Consider the following 21,564-nt stretch of genomic DNA (forward strand, 5'->3'; position numbering starts at 1 on the left):
TATGTGCGGGCTTATGTGGTCAACAGCAAGGGAGTGGCCTACAGCCCCTCAGTAACCAGCTTCAAGATCTGTCCGACGGAATTCGAAGTCATTCACACCGGAGGGCTAAACGGTGCCCCTGAAAGTAAAACAATTACTTATCATTCTATTAGCAGTGGTATAAGCAGAGCGTCACTCTGCTGGCTAACTCAAAATCTTGGGGCAGACAAGCAGGCCGTTTCTGTGACCGATGCTTCTATAGCATCAGCCGGATGGTACTGGCAGTTCAACCGTGTGCAGGGCTATAAGCATGACGGGACGAACTACAGCCCGAAAAATGCGTGGACCGCCTGGACAACAAGTATCTCTGAATGGAATGTGGGGTGGTCTGCAACGAGTGATCCGTGTGTGCGTCTATTAAGTTCAGGCTGGAGATTACCTACTGCTTCCGAATGGGTAAATGCAGATGATGCCCCGCAATTCTGGCAAAATTACAATGATGCGTTTGGATCTGTATTAAAACTACACGCAGCCGGTTATCTCACTGCTGGGGCAGGAGCCCTGACTGGCCGCGGCACAACTGGATACTATTGGAGCAACAGCCATGTAGGAAGTACATATGTTGACGCTTATGCAATGCTTATAACAAGTAATGGTAGCTCTGTTGTAGGCTTGAATAAGGCAAATGCTACACCTGTACGTTGTGTTAGGGATGGTTTAACTCCGGCCCTTCCTTCGGTATCTGTAGTAGATATCCCAACATCAGATATGACGGCTTCAAGTGCAGAATGCACAGCCACAGCTGGTCCTAATGGAGGAGCTGACATTACTGAAAGAGGATTTTGCTGGAGCACCACGAACACTGTTCCCGCTGTAACAGATAATAAAATTACTTCTGGTATAGGAGTAGGTACTTTTACTGAGACGATTCCAGGGTTGAGTGACGGAATTACCGTCTATGTCAGGGCATATGTGATGAATATTAAGGGCGTCGCATACAGTCCGGCCGTCAGCAGTTTCAAGATATGTCTGCCGGTAACGGTTAATCATGAAATCGGAGTTAACGGTGCACCGGAATCAAAAACAGTTACCTACCAGACAATAAGTACCAATATCAGTGGACTAGCCAAGTGCTGGATAAAGCAAAACTTAGGCTCTTCGCAGATAGCCTCATCAGTTAGCGACGCGACCGGATCATCGTCGGGCTGGTATTGGCAATTTAACCGGTTACAGGCATATAAACATGACGGGACTAGTTTCATTCCTGTCAGATCATGGATTACCAGTATCTCGGAATGGAATACCGGGTGGGCTGCATCTATTGATCCATGTACGCGGCTTATTGGTGCCGGGTGGCGTTTACCGACTTATACAGAAATGTATAATGCCGATGATCAGCCGCAGTACTGGCAAAACTCGGGGGATACATACAATTCCGTGTTGAAACTTCATCCTGCCGGATACCTTGCAGCCGCAAACGGAACATTAGTGGGAAGGGGAACAACAGGTTATTATTGGACTAGCAGTTATGTTGGAAGCACGTATGAAAATGGTTACGCATTGGGTTTTGGCACCGGTAGCAGTTCTGTAGTTAGTTTAAATAAAGCCGTTGCAACGCCTTTAAGATGTATAAAAGATTAGTGATGATAAAAAAAGATAGAATGAAGAAGAATTTGAGAATAAACAGCACATTATTATTATTCCTGCTTGGTAGTGCCTCTGTAAATGCGCAAAATGTAGAGTTAAAGGTCCATGTTTCAGGAGTGTACTCTACCAAAATTAGTCTCCTGCCACTGTCCGGCTCGGGAGCACTGAGCCCCATAATAGAAAAAGCTGACGTGAAAAATGGTGAGACATCTGTCTTGACCATTCCATCGGAAAGGATCCCCGGCCAGTTTGTTCTCAGATTTGATTATAAAGATAATGTATCAGGCAATCCCTATCCCTCAGAACGATACTTCTTTGTTGGAAGCCAGAATCTGGAGCTTTGGGCGAATCCTAAAGCGATAAATAACTCAGACAGTACCTGGTTTCAGAAAGGAGAGAAGGAAAATGCTCTTTCCGCCGGCTTTGTAAAAGAAAATGGGAAGCAGCGTGCGCAGCTCTCACTCCTTCAGAATTTCCTTTTAGGCTATGATCAGCCGAAATCGGCATTTTATAACAGTGCTGTCAGTGAATATGAGAAGAGACGAATCGAATACAATACCTGGCTTTCAGGCGAAATTCAGAAGCATTCCGATGCATTTGTTTCAAGAACCTTTCAATTTCAATATATCCCACTTGTAGATTTTAAAGGAACCGAGAGGGATAGAATGTACAATATGATGGATCATTATTTTGACCACATGGATTTCAAAGATCCTCTTCTCGCGAAGACTGCTGATCTGAAAGATTGGATGAATGGATATGTAAATCTTTATGGCACAATGGCAACTTCAGTAGCCCTGCGTGACTCTCTGTTCTCTCTCGCGGGACAGCGAGCCATTGAAAAGGCGAAATCGGGACACCCCCTGGTCTATGGATGGATGGTAGACTATTTTTATAAAGGATACGAAGGATTTAATATAAGCTCCGGCATCAAAATGCTTGAGCCCTATCTTCAGGATCCAAGATGTCTTACTACTAAGCGGCTTGAAATAGAAAAGAGACTTCAGGGAATAGAATCCATAAGAGCCGGTTCAATAGCACCCGACTTCGTCACCACTGATGCCTCGGGGAAATCAGTTCAATTCCATAGCTATAAAACAACTGCTCCTTACAAACTGGTAATGTTCTGGTCAGCAGACTGTCTGCATTGTAAGGATCTGGTGGAAAAACTCTATCCGTGGTATGTAAAAGCCGGAGGAAAGAAGATAATGGATGTCTTTGCTATAAGTGTAGATTTCACAGATACAGAGATTAAAGTATGGGAAGAGGCAAAAACTAAGTTGGTAGGATGGAAGCATAGCCTGGCTAAAGGTGGAATTAACAGCCCTGAGGCAAGTGCCTATTTTATTTTGTCTACCCCCGTTTTAGTTCTTGTCGATTCCAGAACCAATAAGATAGTCGCACTCCCTGATACAATCGAAGATCTGGAAACGTCAGTGCAGAAACAATGAATACCCTAAATAGTGTCGACACTGTGATTTTTAAGATGAGAAATCTAATCATAATACTCCTTTTTATACTGAGCTCTGTAATGTGCACACAGCTGCGCGCGCAACTTAAGGCTGACGGGAATGGTGTTTATATAAAAAGCGGTACTCCTTTTTTTACGGATGGCTTGTCCCTCATTCCCTCGGCTGATCTTGAACTGAAAAATCTGACAATAGTCCGGGGCAATTCCTCCGTTTCGTGGCCTCAGTATAATAGTATCACACGTATTTATCATTTCAGCAGTCCGATTGTGTTCAGGGGTACCATGGCCCTTAATTTCCTGAACTCAGAGCTGAACGGGAATAAAGCCTCTTCTTTAAATGTCGCCTACACAAATATCCCGCAAAGCAATAATTACAAGGAGTACCTGCTGGCTTCAGGCAGTATTTCAAATACCTATGATGGATATGTGAGCCAGTTGTTCTCCGATCCGGTAAATGTTTCTGATGTAACTGCCGTATGTTCGGGCTTTATTATTCCACCTGTTGCAGCAAACGGAAGCACTACATTTTGCAAAGGGGGCTCAGTAGAATTAAGTACTGTCGCTGCTTCTTCCTGGCAATGGTATCGTAACGGAATTGTTGTTCCGGGGGCAACTCAAAAAGCGTTGGTGGTTTCCGAAAGCGGGGAGTATGCGGTACAAACTGTTCTGGCCAACGGTATCTCTACCGTGTCAGATCCGGTAACTGTTAACGTTGTGCCAGCACCTGTGGTGAAGATAAAATCTGATAAAGGAGATAAAATATCACTGGGCGATCAGGTGACTCTTTCCGTTTCCGGAGAGGGAACTTATCTATGGGACGTAAGCGAAGGGATCATAAGCGGGCAAAATACCGATTCATCCATCGTTGTACGTCCGGTAAAGAACACAACCTATAAAGTGATTGTCAGCAACGGCACGGCATGCAGTGTCGTGGAAAGCATCGTCATTAATGTCATGGATGATTATAAAATGCTGGTGCCAAATAATATGGTTACTCCCAACGGAGATGGTGTAAACGATGTTTGGGTAGTGAAGAATATCGATCTCTACCCCAATAATGAAGTAAAGATCTTCGACAGGGCAGGAAGGGTGATCTATTACAAAAATGGATATAACAATGAATGGGATGCTACCTTCAATGGTGCCCAGGTTCCTGAAGATACTTATTACTATGTTCTGTATTTCGATTCGGGAAAGAATAAGTTGACCGGCTTTATATCAGTAGTAAAAGAATAAACAGAATAATAGCAGTCTTTATGATAAAGAAACTATCCGGGCAGGGAGTTAAAAGAAACGGAAAAATAACAGGATTGTCTGTCGTTCTTTTATTACTGTTCTCCCTTACAAACACAGCACAAATCATTCCGCTTGCCACGCAATATTATCAGAATCAATATGCCGGTAATCCGGCCTTTGCCGGAATGAGCGAAAACCTGATCATCAATATGGATTACCGGAACCAATGGCGTGTTATTCCGGGGTCTCCTGTCACACAGTCGTTTACCGCTGACTACAAAGTAAAGGATAAAGTGGGTGTAGGGTTGAGCCTTTATAATGATAAAGCCGGACTGATCCGTCGTACAAGAGTAATGGGCACTTACGCCTATCATCTCCCGTTAAACGGAGAAAACAGGAGTGTTCATTTTGGATTATCATTAGGAGTGCTGAAAGAACGCCTCGACGAAGGGAGTATCGTAGCCGACCCGAATGATGTGCTTGCCGACCGGTATAATCAGCGGAAAGCCTATCTTGATGGTGATTTTGGTGTTTCTTACATAGATAACAAACTTACTCTTCAGGCGGCTCTTCCCAATATGAAAAAATTCCTGAAAAAGGATATCAGCAACTCGGCCGACGGATCTACATATTTCATGTCTGTCTCCTATGTAATGGGGACAGATAAAGATATGATCACCCTTGAGCCAAAGCTTTGCATCCGTGGAGCCCGGGGATTTAATAGTCTCTGGGATTTGGGGACCGCCATCAGGTTCCCGAACAATCTTATTTCCCTGGTAGGGATGTATCATAGCAGTAAAAGCACTACTCTGGGGTTTCAGCTGAACGTAGAGAACAGGGTTTACTTTCACGGCTTTTATTCAAGCCAGCTGGCTGCGATGAGAGAAGATAGCGGGGGTAGTTTTGAAGTAGGATTAAGAATACCGCTGAATATTATAAAGCTTGTACCAGCCAATCAGGGAAAATAACGCAGACATGATCCGGATTGGCTGGTAATTAAAATCTATACAGAAAAAGAAGTTCCACATCCGCAGGTCTTGGACGCATTTGGATTATTAAAGGTAAAGCCCCGTGCGTTCAGGCCATGCTGGAAATCAATTTCCATACCTGCCAGGTAGAGGCCATGCGCTTTATGCATAAACACCCTGATCCCTTCGATATCGAATTCCTGGTCTCCTTCTTTTTTCTGATCGAAACCCAGTAAATAGTTCATCCCTGCACAACCTCCGCCTTCAACTCCTATCCTCAAACCAAATTCATCTCCGAGTTCCTGCTGCTCTCTCAGCTTTTTAAGCTCTTTTTTCGCTCCTTCTGTTAAAGAAACCGGTGCTGTTGAAGTTGCAATCTCCATACTATTTCTTTTATTTTAATAACAAATATACGGTGAAAATAACCGATTTTTACACCCTGCTCACTGTTTTGACTCTTAAACAACATTAGTTATATGGAATGGTCTACCGCGTTACTGCTTGATATTATTAAGCTTACCGTTGCTGGTTCGCTGGTTTTCTTAATCGTTTATCTGACTATCAAACCGCTTATCGAGCGCAGCCAGGGACTCAAGCTTGTTGAATTAAAAAAGGAGGAGATGAAGACAACTCTTCCGCTACGTCTGCAGGCTTACGAACGTATCGTTCTCTTTGTCGAGCGTATCAACCCTGCCAACCTGATTTTAAGGACACATTCGCAGGGAATAGGAGTGTACGAATATCAGAATATTCTTGTTAACGAGATAAGAAACGAGTTTCAGCATAATATCGCGCAACAAATCTATCTGAGCAGTGCTTCATGGTCGGTAGTAAAAAGGGTGAAGGAGGAAACTATCACGCTCATTAATAATGTAGCAAGGAACCTGCCTGAAGATGCTACGGGTCTTGATTTGAGTAAAACAATGCTTACGCATCTGGCTTCTCTCGATCAAAATCCCTACGATACCGCTTTAGAGATAATTAAACAGGATGTCCAGAAACTTTTCTAGGAAGCCGTCGTATTAACTCATCGAAGCTAAGATTAAGAGATAACAATTTAGTATGACTATGCCTGCCGAGCGTCCAGCTTCCGGTTCCGTCCGGATGTCCTTTAAAAGATATTTTCCGGAGGATATTCGAACTAATTTCATCCCCGCTCAGCTATTCATAAAGCACGTAGAAATACTTGTTAAAAATATTTCAAATCTTGAAAAAAACATTCCGGTCCCTGGCGCGTTCCAGGGTCGTCAGATAACCGGAATTTTGCTTTTAGAAGAAAGAAAGAAGGTGAAAAGGTTTATTTCGTTGCTGTTGAGAGAGTTAAATTTATTTGCAAATTTTAGTTTAGAAAGCAGAAATTTTTTAGAATATTCGATGTTCCAAAAGGCGCCGAATATTCTGTTCCGCACTGGTTGGAAATCAAATTATTAGTGAAAAATATAATGGAAAGAACTTGTACAAGTGTATGGAATCACTGTCTTCAGATCATAAAAGACAACATTCCGGCCCAAAGTTTTAAGACATGGTTTGAGCCTATTAAAGCTTTGCGACTGGAGGGAAATGTGCTGACCATACAGGTGCCAAGTTTGTTCTTTTACGAGTGGCTTGAAGAACACTATGTAGGCCTTTTACGCAAGACCGTAAAAAAGCAACTTGGTGAAGAGGGGCGGCTTGAATACAATATTGTTGTAGAGAAGTCCTCAAACAATAAACCTTACACTACAAACATGCCTTCAAATGGCAATGGAGCAGAAGCAAAACAACAATCAATCCCTGTTCCGGTATCTTTAAATAAAGACATTAAAAATCCGTTTGTTATCCCGGGGTTGAAGAAGCTTCATGTTGATCCACAGCTTAACCCGAACTATTGTTTCGAGAATTTTATAGAAGGCGATTGTAACCGTCTGGCACGTTCTGCCGGTTATGCTGTAGCTGCCAAGCCAGGAGGTACTTCCTTCAATCCTCTGATGCTTTACGGAGGCGTGGGTTTGGGAAAAACCCATCTTGCACAGGCTATCGGGAACGAGATCAAAAGGAGTAATCCTGATAAGCTGGTGATCTATGTGTCATGCGAAAAGTTCTGTCAGCAGTTCGTCGACTCTTTAAAGAATAACACGATCAACGACTTTGTCAATTTCTACCAGGCGATGGATGTGATCATCATGGATGATGTTCATAATTTTGCCGGAAAGGAAAAGACGCAGGATATATTCTTCCACGTGTTTAATCATCTTCACCAGTCGGGTAAGCAGATCATCCTGACATCGGACAAAGCTCCTAAAGACCTTTCAGGGCTGGAAGAGCGTTTATTAAGCCGGTTTAAGTGGGGGCTTTCTGCCGATCTTCAGGTGCCTGATCTGGAAACCCGGATGGCCATCCTGAAAAAGAAGATGTATACCGATGGGATTGAGCTGCCGGTGGAAGTAATTGAGTATGTTGCCCACAATATTGATAATAACGTAAGAGAGCTTGAAGGAGCGATGGTGTCCTTACTGGCACAGGCAACATTAAATAAGAAAGAAATTGACCTTGGCCTGGCCAAGTCAATGCTGAAGAACTTTATCAAAAACACATCCCGTGAAATTTCTATGGAATATATTCAGAAACTCGTATGTGAGTATTTTGAAGTTCCTGCTGAAATGGTAAAATCCAAAACGCGCAAAAGAGAAATTGTACAGGCAAGACAGATCTCTATGTATCTTGCAAAGAGCCTTACCAAAACTTCTTTAAAATCAATAGGTCAGTTCTTTGGCGGTCGTGACCACTCTACGGTTATTTATGCTTGCCAGACGGTAGAAGACCTGATTGATACAGATAAGAAATTCAAGACTTACGTTCAGGATATTCAGAAAAAGCTTAAGATGAGTTAAGAGTTCAGGGGTGCAGGTTCCGTGTTGTAGGTTGCGGAATCTGCCAGTTATAAAAAAGAAGCCGTCTCATAGATAAAGTTGAGGCGGCTTCTTTTTTTAATGACTTTTGATATAAGGAAGAGTTGGCTCGGGTATATGCCTTAAAAACACCGGCATCAGATTTCTGTGTCCCCTGTTTTTTTCTAAAAACTTCCTTTAAACAAAAGAAGCCGCCCTTTTGAGACAGCTTCTTTTGTTTAATAATATATCAATAAGAATCAGATTCCCTGGTTGTACTGAAGTTTCTTAATCAGTCTGTTCTGATTTTCTGCTCCAATGCTTTTTATACTCTTGATAACATCTGGTAATTTCGGGTAGTTTTCATTGAATCTTCTGATCAGGTCATTGAATTTTGCTGGCGAATATTCGAGCATACGGTTGGTCTCTTCAGTCACGCCAAGTGCTTCCGGGAGATAAATACCATTATCCAGGCTCTTGATCTCAGAGGTAATCTCAGATAATCTCTTAAATTTCTCAACTAAGCCGTTGTGCAGGTTCAGATCTTGCTGCCTGTTATAAACAACCGTTACCTGCATCGTCTTTTTGTTGCTGGCGATAGGAAGGAAGATGTTCAGGCTAAGATCTTTGCCATTGTAAGACCAGTTCTCCGATGATGCGTTCTGGCTAAGTGGAAGATCTTTTCCATTGACAACAACTTTCTGTGGGATCTCAGACCCGTACAGCTTCAGATGATATTGCCTTTTAGATGGCATATCCTTGTAAGTACCTTTCGCTCCTGCGATATTGATCACAGTTTCGTTCCCGTTTACTTTAGATGTAATGCTCGTTATTGCATGCTCTTTGTCGTACGCTTTGTCATTTCCGTTGTCCTCATACAGGTCGAAGCTGCCTGAGCCGCCAGGATAGATCCCGAGTACAATATTTTCCGGATTCTTGTCAAGATTATCAACCTTGTCGTTATACATCGGAATCACAGATCCGGCTTTAATGTAAACCGGGTATTCGTCAATACTGAAGGAGCGTTCGTAAACACGGCCTCCTTTTAGCATAGTTCCAGTATGCCATTCATACCAGTCATTTCCCGCAGGCAACCAGACCTTCACCTTTGAATATCCTTCTTCAGAGGCGGAACCGACAGGGGAGATCAGCATATTGTCGCCAAACATATACTGCCTGCTGAATGAATAAGCTTCGTTGTTTGCCGGATAGTCATAATACATCGGACGGCACAGTGCAATCGCGTTCGTATACGTGTTTCTCGACATGGTATAGATATAGGGCACAAGAGAGTAACGGAGCCTGATGGCATCAACCTGGGCGTTGAGATATGTCTGGCTGTAATTCCACAGTTCCTTTTTTATATCCCCGTTCTTCGTTGAGTGGGTTCGTAATATCGGGCTGAATACACCATACTGCACCCAGCGCGTATAAAGTTCAGGATCCATCGCCCGTTCTCCTCCCCGGAACTGGTGTCCACCTATATCATGGCTCCAGTAACTGTAAAGAACATTTGATGCAGTGTTCGTAAAATAGGGCTGATATTCAAGGGAGTTCCAGGATATGAAAGTATCTCCTGAAAATCCCACCTGGTAACGATGGTTGCCCAATCCTCCCCAACGGTGATAGAGCATGGGCCTGGTATCCCGGTTTTTCTGCATTTCCGTATAGAAAACATAGTTCAGCCACCAGGTATTGCTCAGATTCGTAATCTTTTTATCATTGGGCCACTGTTGCCAGTCGAGCCACCAGAAATCCACTCCTTTATTCTCCATTGGCCGGAGGATTGTATTAAAGAGAGAAGTCATGTACTTTTTGTCCGAAACAAGAAACGGCGCTGTTTTACGTCCTGCAGTGTCGAGTCCCATTGCTGTGGTAAAAGGAATATAATCATCCTCATGACCGCCAACCCCGTCAGCGGGATGTAAGTTAAGCGTAGTCTTCAGGTTTGATTTATTTGTCCAGTCAAGGAATGCTGCCGGATCAGGAAACAGGCTTTTGTTCCATGACCAGCCAGTCCATCCCTGACGGTGCCAGTCCATATCCACCACCAGCACGTCGAGCGGGATCTGCATGCGTTTCATATATCCCACAAGTGTTCTTAGTTCGTTATCTGAATAACTCCAGTAGCGCGACCACCAGTATCCGAATGCATATCTGGGGATCATAGGTACTTTACCTGCGATTAAGGAAAAATCAAACAGGGCAGACTTATAATCATTCCCGTAGCCCATGAAATACCAGTCCTGGCCTTTTCTGTCCTTCTTAAAAACCCATGGCCATTCGCTGTTGTCCAATCTCAGAGAGGATGAATCACTAAGGAAGAACCAGCCATCTCTTGACAGAAGTCCGTCTTCCAGCTGAAGTTTGCGGTTAGTAAACCTGCTGAAGTCTCCGTCTGCCCCATCCAGGGTACGGAGAGTTCCTCCAAGATTATACTTTTGTTTTTTCCCGGGCACCCAATTTACTGAGTCAGATTTCAGATACCTGATTTTAAGATTTTCGGAAGTAAATTCTCCTGAACCTATTTTATAGGCCAGTTCCAGCTCACTCGTGGTGATCGTAAGCCATCCGTTTTCCTGTTTCTGTTTAAAATCCGGAACAGAAAGTTTACGGTTTACGACAACAAAAGATGCGTGGTCATCAAAACCCTTGGCCGGCGCCCATTCCATTCTAACCAGGCGTGGGGTCAGGACGGTGAACCGGGCATCGTCTGTTGAAACAATGGCTTTTGGGTCTGCCTGCAAATTCGAAGGAATGTCTTGTGCCTGCGCCCGTTGCAGGTACAGAAGAAAAAACAAAGCAACTCGTAGAAGTTTTTTTAGATGTGCTTTGTGCAAAGAAATAGAATTCATATCTGGTTTTTTTGTGTGTTATTGATTCTGCCAGCTGTAATTGTGTAAAAGATTAAGGTCTTGTCAATTCCAGTTGGTCAGTTTTTTCTAAGCTATCATATCCCCTTTTGTATGTGTACTCAGCTGGAAAACCCATACTTTTTGTTAAAGGTATAAATATGTCCTGTTAAAGTTTCTCCCGGGCGGGTTGTCTTAGAAAAATCTAACAATATGAAATTTTAATTTATTGATAAATAGATAATTGTTCGAATTTTTAAGGAAGATTATCTAAATGATTTTGGCCAATATTTTAACGAATTATGCAAACTTAAGCGGCATTCTGGCCTGTTCTTAAGTTCTTGCTGCAGCTAAACTGCAGCAAGAACTTATAATAATTCATTGAATATTTAACCGAAGAAAGCTACCATCCATAGTTCTGCACTAACTTAGGATCTTTATCAATCTCTGATTGTGGCACCGGCATCAGGTAATGCTTATCCTGAAAAATACGGGTCTGGATGATGACAGGTTTGTAAAACACAGCCACTCCCGCTTCTTCGCTATTTACATCCTGTACACCGCTTGCGGCCAGTTCGGCTGCTGAAGGCTTCGCATTCAGCACATGTACTGCTTGATTATCAACAGTGCTGGCAATCATCCATCTTCTGACATCCCAAAAACGATGCGCTTCAAAGGCAAATTCGACACGGTTCTCATTCTGAATACGTTTTCTCATTCCAGCTTTGGTCTGGTCAGCAGCTAATATGGGAAGAGCCGGCATTTTAACCCTGTTTCTAACTTTATTAATATATTCATATACACGGTTGTCGGGCGCGTCCAGATATTCGTTCATTGCTTCTGCATAGATCAGGTACATTTCTGCCAGTCTGTAAACAGGCCAGTTCCTTTTAGCTGTACCTGTATTGGCATTCCTGTCATAATCAGGCGAAAGAAATTTTCTGATGTTGTATCCCCATGGATTTGTTCCGCTTTTACTGTTGGCCCATCCGTCGGTCTTGCCGTTTCCGCTTCCCCAGAACGCTAATTTTACAGGACGTTTTGTTGCATCGTAACGCCAAACGTCATATTGAAAAAAGATGCTGGCGTAAAACCTAGGATCCCTGTCCTTGTACATGTTCGATATATTAGAAACAGCCTGCCATTTCAAGCCGTCCCATAACTGCCCGCTCCAGAATCCGGTACTTTGATAATTTGACCCCTGTTCTCCGATTGGATAACCGTTTTTCATTTCGTAAGAGTCTATCATTTCCTGTAAAGGAGTAAACTGTCCGTTCCCTTTAAATGGAGGCCCGTTAGGAAGCCAGTTTCCGTCAAGGCCGGTACTGTTTTCCTTTATTCTCTGGAAGATTGATTCGGTATAGTCGCGCGTATGAAATTGTGCGGCATAATTCTGGATTGGATTATCCGGAAAAGGGGAGTAGAGGGAGTATATACCCAAATTGATGACATTCATGGCAGCATCTGCAGCTCTCTTCCATTTCTCCCGATCGTAAGCCTGAGAGAAAAGTTTCTTCCCATCCTGATTGCTTATATCCTTGTAAAGAGCATTCCCGTTAAACAAAGGACTCGCTGCATAGATCAGCGTTCTGGCTTTAAGTGCTAATGCCGCACCCTGAGTCACCCGTCCCACCTGCGAAGGTTCCTGCACCGAAGGAAGAGACGAGGCAATATCATCACATTCTGAAACAATGAAATCCACTATTTCATCTGTTGAATTCCTTTCAACATTGCTGCTGGCAGCTTCATTGAGGTCAATACTGGCTGATGATGTCAGCAGCGGAACGGCTCCGAATCTTTTAAACAATTCAAAATAGAACATTGCGCGGAGGAACCTTGCTTCAGCCTTGTATCTTGGGATCCAGGTTTGATAGTATTCGCTCCTGTCAAGAGGGACAGGAACTTTCTCTATTCTCTCAATAAAGGTATTTGCTCTTCTGATATCCTGATAGCGACCGGCCCAGTTGCCTATGGGATTATCCGTGGTGCTCCAGGTGCCAAGATTAAACTTATAAGCGTCAAGCGCTCCGCCGTTATCAGTCCAGTGGTGATAACTTTCATCTGTATAAGATGTAATGGTACTTCCGGTTTCGTCAGGCATTGCATTGTATAGACGGGCCAAAGCCTGCTCCGCGAGGTTAATATTATTATAAACGTCGTCATCTGTTACATACTCATTCGGTACTACGTCCAGATATTTATTACATGACGCAGCAACGAGTAAGAATACAGAGACCAGGAACAAACATGTCTTTTTCATTTCTTTATTGTTATAAAGTAACATTCAAACCAAAATTGACAATCTTCTGCTGAGGATAATTACCGAACCCATCGGGTATCTCAGGATCATAGATCTTAAATTTATCCCAGGTGTAGAGATTAACGCCGGTAGCGAAAATCCTTACGTTCTTCAGGCTGAGTTTAGCGAGAAAGGATTTGGGAAGAGTATAACCGATTTCCACATTCTTCAGTCGCAGGTAATTAGAAGAACGCAACCAGAATGTTGACTCCTGATTATTATTAAGATTGTCTGAAGACGAGATTCTCGGATACTCTGCATCCAGGTTTTCCGGAGTCCAGTGGTTATTCAGGTAGTCAGCTAGTATGGCACTATTCCGCGCAAAAGCCCAGGCAGATGTGCCGGTTAGCCAGTTATATCCTCCAAGGGCTCCCTGAAACAGCACATTCACATCAATCGCTTTGAAGGAATATCCCATTGTGAAACCCAGCATGGATTTAGGTCTCAGAACTTCTCCCAGATATCCCCTGTCCTGAGAGTTGATAATCCCGTCCTGGTTCCTGTCCAGATACTTAATATCTCCCGGCCGTATAACACCATATCCCGCCTGCGAGGGACTGTTATCAATCTCAGCCTGGTCTTTGAAAAGCCCTAAAGCAATGAGTCCCTGTGCTTCATAGATCTGCGTACCCTTTATCCCCTGGTAAGCGAATGTGTATTCGGGTTCAGCGGCATACTTGATCTCATTTTTAGAATAAGAGTAATTAGCTCTGAGGAATATATTATGTTCATTCACTGTTTTTCGCCATGTCAGCTCCGCTTCAAATCCCTGGTTATCGACTACTCCGGCATTTACCATCGGCAGATTTTGAATGCCTAATACATCGGGAATAGTTTTCGCATTAGAGAGGATCTTTGTACGGTGTTCCTGGAACACATCGCCTGTAAAAGTCAATGTGTTATTAAACAAACCAAGGTCAATTCCAATATTTGTTTTTCTGGCGCGTTCCCAGGTAAGGTATTGGTTTCCTACTACGTTTTCCTGCGCACCACTATAGGAATTGCCATCAGCATCAATACCAAAATGGTAGCCGCTGCCGTTGCCGGTATTCCATGTACTGATGTAGGGGAATCGTGTAGAGCTGTTATCCACACCTACGGTACCGAAAGATCCCCGTAACTTGAGTAAATTGAAATTCTTCGATCCCTTGAGAAAATTCTCATTTGAGATTACCCACGCTAAAGATCCTGCAGGAAAGAATCCCATACGCCGGCCGGTCTTAAAGTTTTCCGATCCATTATACCCGGCATCAAATTCTGCGACATATTTCCTGTCAAACGTGTAGTTTATACGGCCTACTACACCCAGTTGTTTATACGGTAACGCTGCAACTCCGCCATCCGCTTTGGGAGTTGCCCGGAAGTCCTGAGATTGGTTGTACCGGATCATTCCCGAAACCAGATGCTTTTCATTAAAAGTCCTGTCGTAGTTGATATATCCTTCAAATGTTGATTTTCTACTCCCATTTGCATCAAGATCAAAGTTCAGCTGTTGATCTCCGGTGCTCATTTCCTCATAGGTACCCTTACTCAGATCAGTCTCATTTTCATCTATAGTGAACCTGTAGGTTGAGTAATTCCTTTGTCTCGTGATATTTCTGAAGCTCTGGGCATCAAATGCGAAGCGGGTTCTGATACTCAGGCCCTCAGTTACGAAAGGTAATTTTAGGTTAAAACCAACAATGGCGCCCATCGTATTTTCAAATAATCTTTTGTATCCATATTGGGTAAGCCGCCCGTAAGGGTTTACCGGTGCATCGCGTTGCTGTGGTATAGAGCCGTTTGGATTGGTAACGGGATACAGCCACGGCGGGGTTACTCTGAGTTCATTCCAGAAATCATTGGCATTCTCATTAGGATAATTCCGGTCTCTGACTACATCACTAAGATTGAGCTCCATTGAAAGGTTCTTTGATATATCGATGTCAATATTGCTTCTGAAATTATATTTATTCAAAGTCGCCTGAATATTGTAGTCGCTCAAATCTTCGTACCTGTATAGTCCGTCCTGGTTTAAATAAGTCATTGAAACAAAATACCGGGTGTTTGGAGTTCCTCCGCTGACGTTCAGGTTTGTCTGATTCATCAGCGAACTCGGCTTTAATAATTCCTTTTGCCAATCGGTATTAGGATACAGGTATTCATATGTAGGATTGCTGCGGTCACGGAATTTGTTGAGATATTCATCTGTGTACAAGTTCGCGTTTAATCCATCATTTATCAATCCTTCCCGGTACAAGCTTAATGCGTTATAAGAGTCCAGGTAGTCTGGTATCCTGGTGGGGCGCTGGACGGACATCTGAGACGTAAGTGAAACGGCCGGTTTACTTACTTTTCCCCTTTTGGTCGTGACCAGTATAACTCCGTTAGCACCCTTCATCCCATAAACAGCAGTCGCCGCCGCATCTTTGAGAACAGTTACTGTTTCTACCTCGTTCGCATCAATCCTGTCTATAGCATTCTCTATTCCGTCTACCAGTACCAGGGGGCTCTGGCCGTTATAAGAACCAAACCCTCTTATATAAAGGGCTGATCCGTCTGCCCCCGGTTCTCCGCTTCCCTGTATCGATACCAATCCCGGAAGCCGGCCGGCAAGCGTGTTGGTCAGGCTGGCCGTTGGAGTCCTTACAAGTTCAGCCGTGTTTACAGAGTTGAGAGCGCCGGTGATATTCGTTTTCTTTTGGGTTCCATACCCAACCACCACAACTTCTTTAAGTGCAGCCACATCTTCACGAAGCCTTACTGAAAAAAAGCTCCTTTCATTTACCTGAACTTCCTGAGTAATAAATCCAATCATTTTAAAAACAAGGACAGCCCTGTCGTCAACCCTGATCCTGAAATTTCCGTTCTGATCTGTTGCCACTCCGCTTCCTGTTTTTCCTTTTACTACTACAGATACGCCCGGCAGGCCTACTCCGGAACTATCGGTAACTACTCCGCGGACTTCCCGTTCTGCTGCCAGCTCCTTGAGCATAAGATCATTACTGAGCTCGTTTTTTCTCACGATCACCACAACATCTTCTACGACCGAATAAGACAAGCCGGCAGGGGAGAGCAACTTTGCAAGTGCCTCGCCGAGATTCTCATTTCTCAGATCCCGGTCAACTACCATGGTTTTCTTCAGAAGCTGATCGCTGTAAGCAATCTTAACGCCGGTTGACGAAGAAATAACTTCCAATGCATGCTCCAGCGTTACATTTTTCAAGTCAGCCGTGACTTTATGGTTTAATACTTTTTGGCTGAAGGTAGAATTCGAGAACGCCAGAGAGCAGAAGCAAAAAATAATACAACCTACAGAGACGCTGTATCTCATAATTATCCACAAATAATCATTAACTCTATTAGTGAGCAATAGAGATTTTTTCATAATTTTAATTCGTTAAAGTGTACGGATAAGAAGTGCACCTGTGATTTCTCAGGTCGGCAGGCACATTTCTGTTTTCTGATTACATCTTAAAAACCCGCTCAGGTCATGGGGCGGGTTTGTTTTTTCTACGTATGTGATATTTCCATTCTTTAGGGGTTTATGTTATCGGTTAAATTGTTTGTTTGCAGCACGCTTATTCACAGCCTTTGCCGTCCAGGTAATACGTCCCGTCCTGATAGGACAGAGATGCATTAACAGTTCCGGCAATTATCCTAAGCGTTTTATTAAGCCCTTCATTTTTCAGATCTGCAGTCGTTGTGATAGGACATTCCCTGATTTTATCGCTGCAATTCAGTTTTACATTATACTTTCGTTCAATTTCCTCTATGACCTCTGCCAGGGGAGTTGCGTTAAACAGCATTTTACCTTCCTTCCAGTCTATGGATTCTTCTGCTTTTACAGAATAAGGTCGCAGCCGGATGTCTTCACCTGCATACGTGACTTTTTGATCAGGAGTGACATACACTTTACTAAAAGTCTCTTTTTTACCATTAGGAGTATAAACGGCTACTTTTCCTGTCAATACCGTCACTTCCACCTTTTTGTTGCCCGGGTAAGCCCTGATATTAAAGCTTGTTCCGAGTACTACTGTCTTTACTCGTTCGGATTCAATCGTGAAAGGTTGTTTAGCAAGGTGAACCACTTCGAAATAGGCTTCTCCCACCAGTTTTATGTTCCTGCTTTTGCCATTAAAATGTTCGGGATAGATAAGCTTGCTGTCTGAGTTCAGCCATACCTTACTTCCGTCCTCCAGCTTCACGATCATCGTTTGTCCTTTCTCTGTCTTCCTTTCCACCATTTTCTCCGGATTCAGCAGGAGGGCGATTTCAGCCCTTTTCAAGTACAAAAGAGAGGCTAGGCTTGACACAAGCAATATGGAAGCGGCAATACGAAGTATGGGAATCCCTTTATGTGAACTGCTTTTCTTCTCGTTGATAGCGGTCATCACCTTATCGTAAACGCCTTCACGGTCAAAGGACTCATCTTCTGCAAATTCTTCCTGATTTTTTTCACTCTGCCTGTCGAAATATCTTGTGATAAGTGTCTCCAAAAAGGCAGTCCTTTTTTGATCTGACGGATTTTCCGACACGGGCTTTAAGTGTTTCCTTTCCATTTTCAGTATGTATGATGCTGCAGAACGTCATACCCCCTAAGGCATAGCGTATTTTTTTATAAATTTTCTTACAGGAAAAGAGGGAGGAGTGCGACGGCCAGGAGAAGAAAGTCAGCAAGAGAGGCCCTCAGCCGCTTTAGGGCTATTGTCAGATGGTTTTCGACGGTCTTGACGGAAATATTTAACAAGCTTGCTATTTCTTTATGACTTAACTGTTCCTTCCGGCTCAGCACGAAAACTTCCCTGCATTTTTCAGGCAACTCAGAGATCCCTCTTTCAAGATTTTCATGAATTTCTTTCTGAATGATCCGGTTGTCTGCAGCGTGCTCGTCGATCAGCATCTCTACGACTTCTAGATCAAGGGCCACTCTGCCCGAACGTAAGGTCATCAGCACTTTGTTTCGTACCGATGTATACAGGTATGACCGGAGATGAATAATCCTCAGATGATCACGTTTTACCCACAAGTCAATAAAAAGCTCCTGTACAATATCCTCACAGACCTCTTTATTCCGTAATATATTGTAAGCGGCGCTGTACAACCGGGAAGAATACGCTTTGTAGATCTCCTCAAAACAACGGAGATCTCCTTCCTGCAGTCCTTTCACCAACTCGTCGTCTGTCATCCGGGATAAATTTCCTACCTGCATAATCTACTGCGGTCCTGCAATGGTTAGAAATGCTAATATAGAATAAAAATAATAAAAACGATATAGCGGTACAGAGGTGCTGATTTTTTACAGCACCTCACTCACATGTTTCCTGATGTTGTGGCAGATCTGATCAACCGGAAGGTCATTATCATCTACACCAAAGGGATTTTCAATCTCTTCGGCGATTAATTCGAGGCTCGTAAATGCATAGAGGATGAACACAATAACCGGGATAATCAGATAACCAATGTTAAACACCCATCCAAATGGTAGCGTAAGGATATAAAAGAAAATGAATTTTTTAATGAATACACTGTAAGTGTAAGGAATAGGAGTGTTCTTTATCCGTTCGCAAGCCCCGCAGATATCAGTCAGCGATTTCGTTTCCTCATTTAACAACCACAACTGATCTGACGATAGTATTCCCTTTTGCTGAAGCTGCACTAGCCGTTCATAGATCTTCGCCGCTATCTGATTTGGAAGATGATGGTGCCTTTTAAGATCCAGCACCGGATCCAGTTCATGGAAATCAAGATTTTCCCGCAAATGGTTTTTCAATGCAAAAGCATAGTTTGGGATCATCAGCCTGAAGAAATGCTTGTCTTCTTCATGTCGAAGAAACCCGTTTAGCTTAATTGCCAGGTTCCTTGATGCATTCGTCAGAGCTCCCAGTTGCTTCCTGCCTTCCCACCACCGGTCATAAGCGGTATTGGTTCTGAATACGAGCAGTAAAGAGATCACAAAACCTAGTACGCTGTGCATCACTCCGAGATTGCTCACATAGCTATTTTCAGACAGACGAAATACTTCCAGCTCCAGGTAAGCAATGGTGCCTGAATAGATAGCGGCTACCACCATAAGTGGAAATAATCTTCTTAGAGTATCAGTTTTATTGAAGCGGAAAATAAAGGGAAACCAGACTTTGGGATTGTAATTGATCATAGTTATGTATAAACGTGGAGCGAAGATAAAACTGTTTAAACCAAAAGATTGCAACAATTTGCTGCAAAGTGATTTTTTTACGTTAGGTTTTCAATTGATTATCTTAAGTTCTACGGAGAACTTTTCCGGCGAAAGTATATGGGTAAGACCGCAATACGACCTGCACATATCCGGTCAGTCTTTATAGAGAAGAATTTCAACCGGATCATTTTCACTAATAAGCCCCTCATTTAAAGCGATCAGATTTTGGCCAAAGAGCACTTTGTTGTTTGTTGTCCGGTATTTCGATAATGTATACAAGGGTTCCTTGCCTCTTATTCCCGTTTCCTGATCCACAGTCGTTAGAATACATCTGGCGCAGGGCTTTGCTACTTTAAACCGCACTTCTCCGATCCTGATCTCCTTCCATGTGTCTTCTTCGAAAGCGCTGGACCCGGTTACTACAATGCTCGGGCGAAACCGGTTCATGGGTACCGGAATATCCAGCCGTGAGTTTAGATCGTCAAGAGATGCTTGTCCGATCAAGAGGTAGGGGAATGCATCTGCGAAACTGACCTGTTCTCCCTGCTCCGCGTACCTGGTGTCGACCGGCCGGATCCCATTCTCAGGTAGATAAACAAGTTTGCATGGAAATTGCAGAAAGTTACTAAACCATTCGTCAATGTCTTCATTCAGATGGAGTGCCTCAACTGTGTCATCCCAAACAGACACTGTTGTAGATTCTCCTCCGTTACGGTAAAAAGGGATCCTGGTTTGCTGTTCCGCATCTTTCTTGTGAGTGATCACAATTCCATCCTCATCTAGTTGCGTTTGCAGCAATGATAATTGATGATAAACGCGCTGTGTAATGAAACTGCCATCGGTGTCGGTTAGCATTAGCCGCCGGTCAAACTGAAAACCTCTTTGCAGGGCCAACGCGCTTTTTACCCTGATTCCTCCCAGAGATTTAACCGGATAAATATGAAGATCCTGAACGAACATATGAGACGGAATGTTGAGAGTTGAAAGTTAAAAGAGGGGCACAGTAGTTCTATTTCAGCAGACCGAGTTTATTCAGGCCGTAAAGGATAGCCGTAACATGTAAGGCCTGCAGGATCTTGTTGTTCAGCAGGAGATCTTTCAGTTCGTCTATGCTTACCTTTAACACCTCAATTTCTTCGCGGCCATCGAGGTGCTGCTCCTGTACCTTTTTTCCTCCGGTTAACAGATAACTGTATGTCTTATTTCCCGCGGTCGACGGATTGGCATACACATGACCCATAGGTTCGAGAGTTTCGAATGCATAGCCCGTTTCTTCCAGCAGTTCCCGTTTTACTGCCTGTTCAGGCGTTTCTCCCGGATCGACACAGCCTCCCGGAACTTCCAGGAAGACTTCCTCAGCTGCATGACGGTATTGTCTGATCAGAAGCACTTCATTGTCTTCTGTAACTGCAATTGCGTTTACCCAATCAGGATATTCCAGCACATAATAATCGTCTATCTGGGTTCCGTCCGGCATACGGCAGGCATCCACACGGAGTGTAGCCCATTTTTCTCTTACAAGATACTTAGAAGACAGCTTCTCCCATTTCAGAGGATCACTCATATTGCCGGTTATTTAGAAATTTATCGATCTGTTCACGCTTACTGATATTTTGAAGGGACTGCTGATGGTAATCCGTCTCAAGCAGGTTCAGTATGGCAGCCGTTTTATTTAATGCAGCAAAGGTTTCATCCGTTTCTTCGAAAGGATACACACTTTCAAATAAGAATTGAGCTAGCATATCCAGCTTTTCTGCCGAATATTTCTGTTCTCTCAGGCGATCTGTAAATTCCTCCGGACTCAGCGAATCAAGTTCGTCTTCAGTTAGTCCAAAGGAATCAACTATCGTTTGGGATGACAACTCTTTTGCATCATCCACGTTCCCGTCATTTTTTAATCTCAGGATCTTTGCCAGCACCTGGGCCAGCTTCTGGATCTCAGCTTCTATGAAATCTTTACGAATCATAATTGTTATGGTTATCTAATGGCTATCAGCAATCAGCTGTCAGCAATTAGCTTTTAATTAATTATTAAAATTGATAGTGAGCTGCTGGGCTTCCAAAGCGCATCTCAAGTCCCACGCCCAA

At 43.4% G+C, this 21,564-nt stretch carries 16 protein-coding genes; 6 read left to right on the top strand and 10 right to left on the bottom strand.

Translation table 11 applies throughout. The annotated features are described in order from the left end of the window. From DDR33_RS26070 to DDR33_RS23740, 4 genes are all read left to right on the top strand, one after another. Positions 1 to 1,620 (top strand): fibrobacter succinogenes major paralogous domain-containing protein (locus DDR33_RS26070; protein ID WP_202913833.1); only part of this gene is annotated, 1,620 nt, incomplete at its 5' end. Between the two features lie 20 nt (positions 1,621 to 1,640). Further along, the gene (locus DDR33_RS23730; RefSeq protein ID WP_109418316.1) at positions 1,641 to 3,077 is read left to right on the top strand and encodes a redoxin domain-containing protein; all 1,437 of its coding nucleotides are present in this window, start codon (positions 1,641 to 1,643) and stop codon (positions 3,075 to 3,077) included. An 80-nt stretch (positions 3,078 to 3,157) separates the two neighbouring features. Further along, positions 3,158 to 4,333 (top strand): T9SS type B sorting domain-containing protein, encoded by a 1,176-nt coding sequence (locus tag DDR33_RS23735; protein WP_158280850.1) that lies wholly within the window; start codon positions 3,158 to 3,160, stop codon positions 4,331 to 4,333. 20 nt (positions 4,334 to 4,353) lie between these two features. Beyond that, the gene (locus DDR33_RS23740; protein ID WP_109418297.1) at positions 4,354 to 5,301 is read left to right on the top strand and encodes a PorP/SprF family type IX secretion system membrane protein; all 948 of its coding nucleotides are present in this window, start codon (positions 4,354 to 4,356) and stop codon (positions 5,299 to 5,301) included. A 35-nt stretch (positions 5,302 to 5,336) separates the two neighbouring features. Here the strand turns inward: DDR33_RS23740 and DDR33_RS23745 are convergent, their stop codons facing one another. Beyond that, entirely contained in the window at positions 5,337 to 5,684 is a 348-nt protein-coding gene (locus tag DDR33_RS23745; protein WP_109418298.1) for a HesB/IscA family protein, read from the bottom strand. 93 nt (positions 5,685 to 5,777) lie between these two features. Here DDR33_RS23745 and DDR33_RS23750 point away from each other — a divergent pair, with 93 nt between their 5' ends. Together DDR33_RS23750 and dnaA are read left to right on the top strand one after the other, a co-directional pair. Continuing rightward, a complete protein-coding gene (locus DDR33_RS23750) occupies positions 5,778 to 6,311 on the top strand; it encodes a DUF7935 family protein (protein WP_109418299.1) in 534 nt (177 codons plus the stop codon). Positions 6,312 to 6,743: 432 nt separating this feature from the next. Further along, the gene (gene dnaA / locus DDR33_RS23760) at positions 6,744 to 8,171 is read left to right on the top strand and encodes a chromosomal replication initiator protein DnaA (RefSeq protein WP_109418317.1); all 1,428 of its coding nucleotides are present in this window, start codon (positions 6,744 to 6,746) and stop codon (positions 8,169 to 8,171) included. A 257-nt stretch (positions 8,172 to 8,428) separates the two neighbouring features. Here the strand turns inward: dnaA and DDR33_RS23765 are convergent, their stop codons facing one another. The 9 genes from DDR33_RS23765 to DDR33_RS23805 form a co-directional block, all read right to left on the bottom strand. Further along, positions 8,429 to 11,023 carry a glycoside hydrolase family 31 protein gene (locus DDR33_RS23765; RefSeq protein WP_109418301.1) on the bottom strand — a complete coding sequence of 865 codons (2,595 nt, stop codon included), beginning with the start codon at positions 11,021 to 11,023 and terminating at the stop codon, positions 8,429 to 8,431. Between the two features lie 400 nt (positions 11,024 to 11,423). Continuing rightward, complete coding sequence (locus tag DDR33_RS23770; RefSeq protein ID WP_158280852.1) at positions 11,424 to 13,280, bottom strand: RagB/SusD family nutrient uptake outer membrane protein; 1,857 nt, start codon at positions 13,278 to 13,280, stop codon at positions 11,424 to 11,426. Positions 13,281 to 13,290: 10 nt separating this feature from the next. Next, on the bottom strand, positions 13,291 to 16,524 hold the full coding sequence (locus tag DDR33_RS23775; RefSeq protein ID WP_158280853.1) for a TonB-dependent receptor: 3,234 nt from the start codon (positions 16,522 to 16,524) through the stop codon (positions 13,291 to 13,293). Positions 16,525 to 16,879: 355 nt separating this feature from the next. Beyond that, positions 16,880 to 17,860: a FecR family protein gene (locus DDR33_RS23780; RefSeq protein WP_109418304.1), complete on the bottom strand. Its 981-nt coding sequence runs from the start codon at positions 17,858 to 17,860 to the stop codon at positions 16,880 to 16,882. Positions 17,861 to 17,928: 68 nt separating this feature from the next. After that, positions 17,929 to 18,510 carry an RNA polymerase sigma factor gene (locus tag DDR33_RS23785; RefSeq protein WP_109418305.1) on the bottom strand — a complete coding sequence of 194 codons (582 nt, stop codon included), beginning with the start codon at positions 18,508 to 18,510 and terminating at the stop codon, positions 17,929 to 17,931. 87 nt (positions 18,511 to 18,597) lie between these two features. Next, positions 18,598 to 19,455, bottom strand: coding sequence for a bestrophin family protein (locus DDR33_RS23790; RefSeq protein WP_109418306.1), 858 nt, complete (start codon positions 19,453 to 19,455; stop codon positions 18,598 to 18,600). A 174-nt stretch (positions 19,456 to 19,629) separates the two neighbouring features. Continuing rightward, positions 19,630 to 20,436 carry an MOSC domain-containing protein gene (locus tag DDR33_RS23795; RefSeq protein ID WP_109418307.1) on the bottom strand — a complete coding sequence of 269 codons (807 nt, stop codon included), beginning with the start codon at positions 20,434 to 20,436 and terminating at the stop codon, positions 19,630 to 19,632. 49 nt (positions 20,437 to 20,485) lie between these two features. Continuing rightward, positions 20,486 to 21,040, bottom strand: coding sequence for an NUDIX hydrolase (locus DDR33_RS23800; protein WP_109418308.1), 555 nt, complete (start codon positions 21,038 to 21,040; stop codon positions 20,486 to 20,488). Beyond that, positions 21,033 to 21,443, bottom strand: a complete 411-nt coding sequence (locus DDR33_RS23805; RefSeq protein ID WP_109418309.1) for a hypothetical protein — start codon at positions 21,441 to 21,443, stop codon at positions 21,033 to 21,035. The genes DDR33_RS23800 and DDR33_RS23805 overlap by 8 nt, the downstream gene beginning before the upstream one ends. Between the last annotated feature and the right edge of the window lie 121 nt (positions 21,444 to 21,564).

This window comes from Pararcticibacter amylolyticus, from assembly GCF_003130405.1.
Taxonomy (GTDB): Bacteria; Bacteroidota; Bacteroidia; order Sphingobacteriales; family Sphingobacteriaceae; genus Arcticibacter; species Arcticibacter amylolyticus.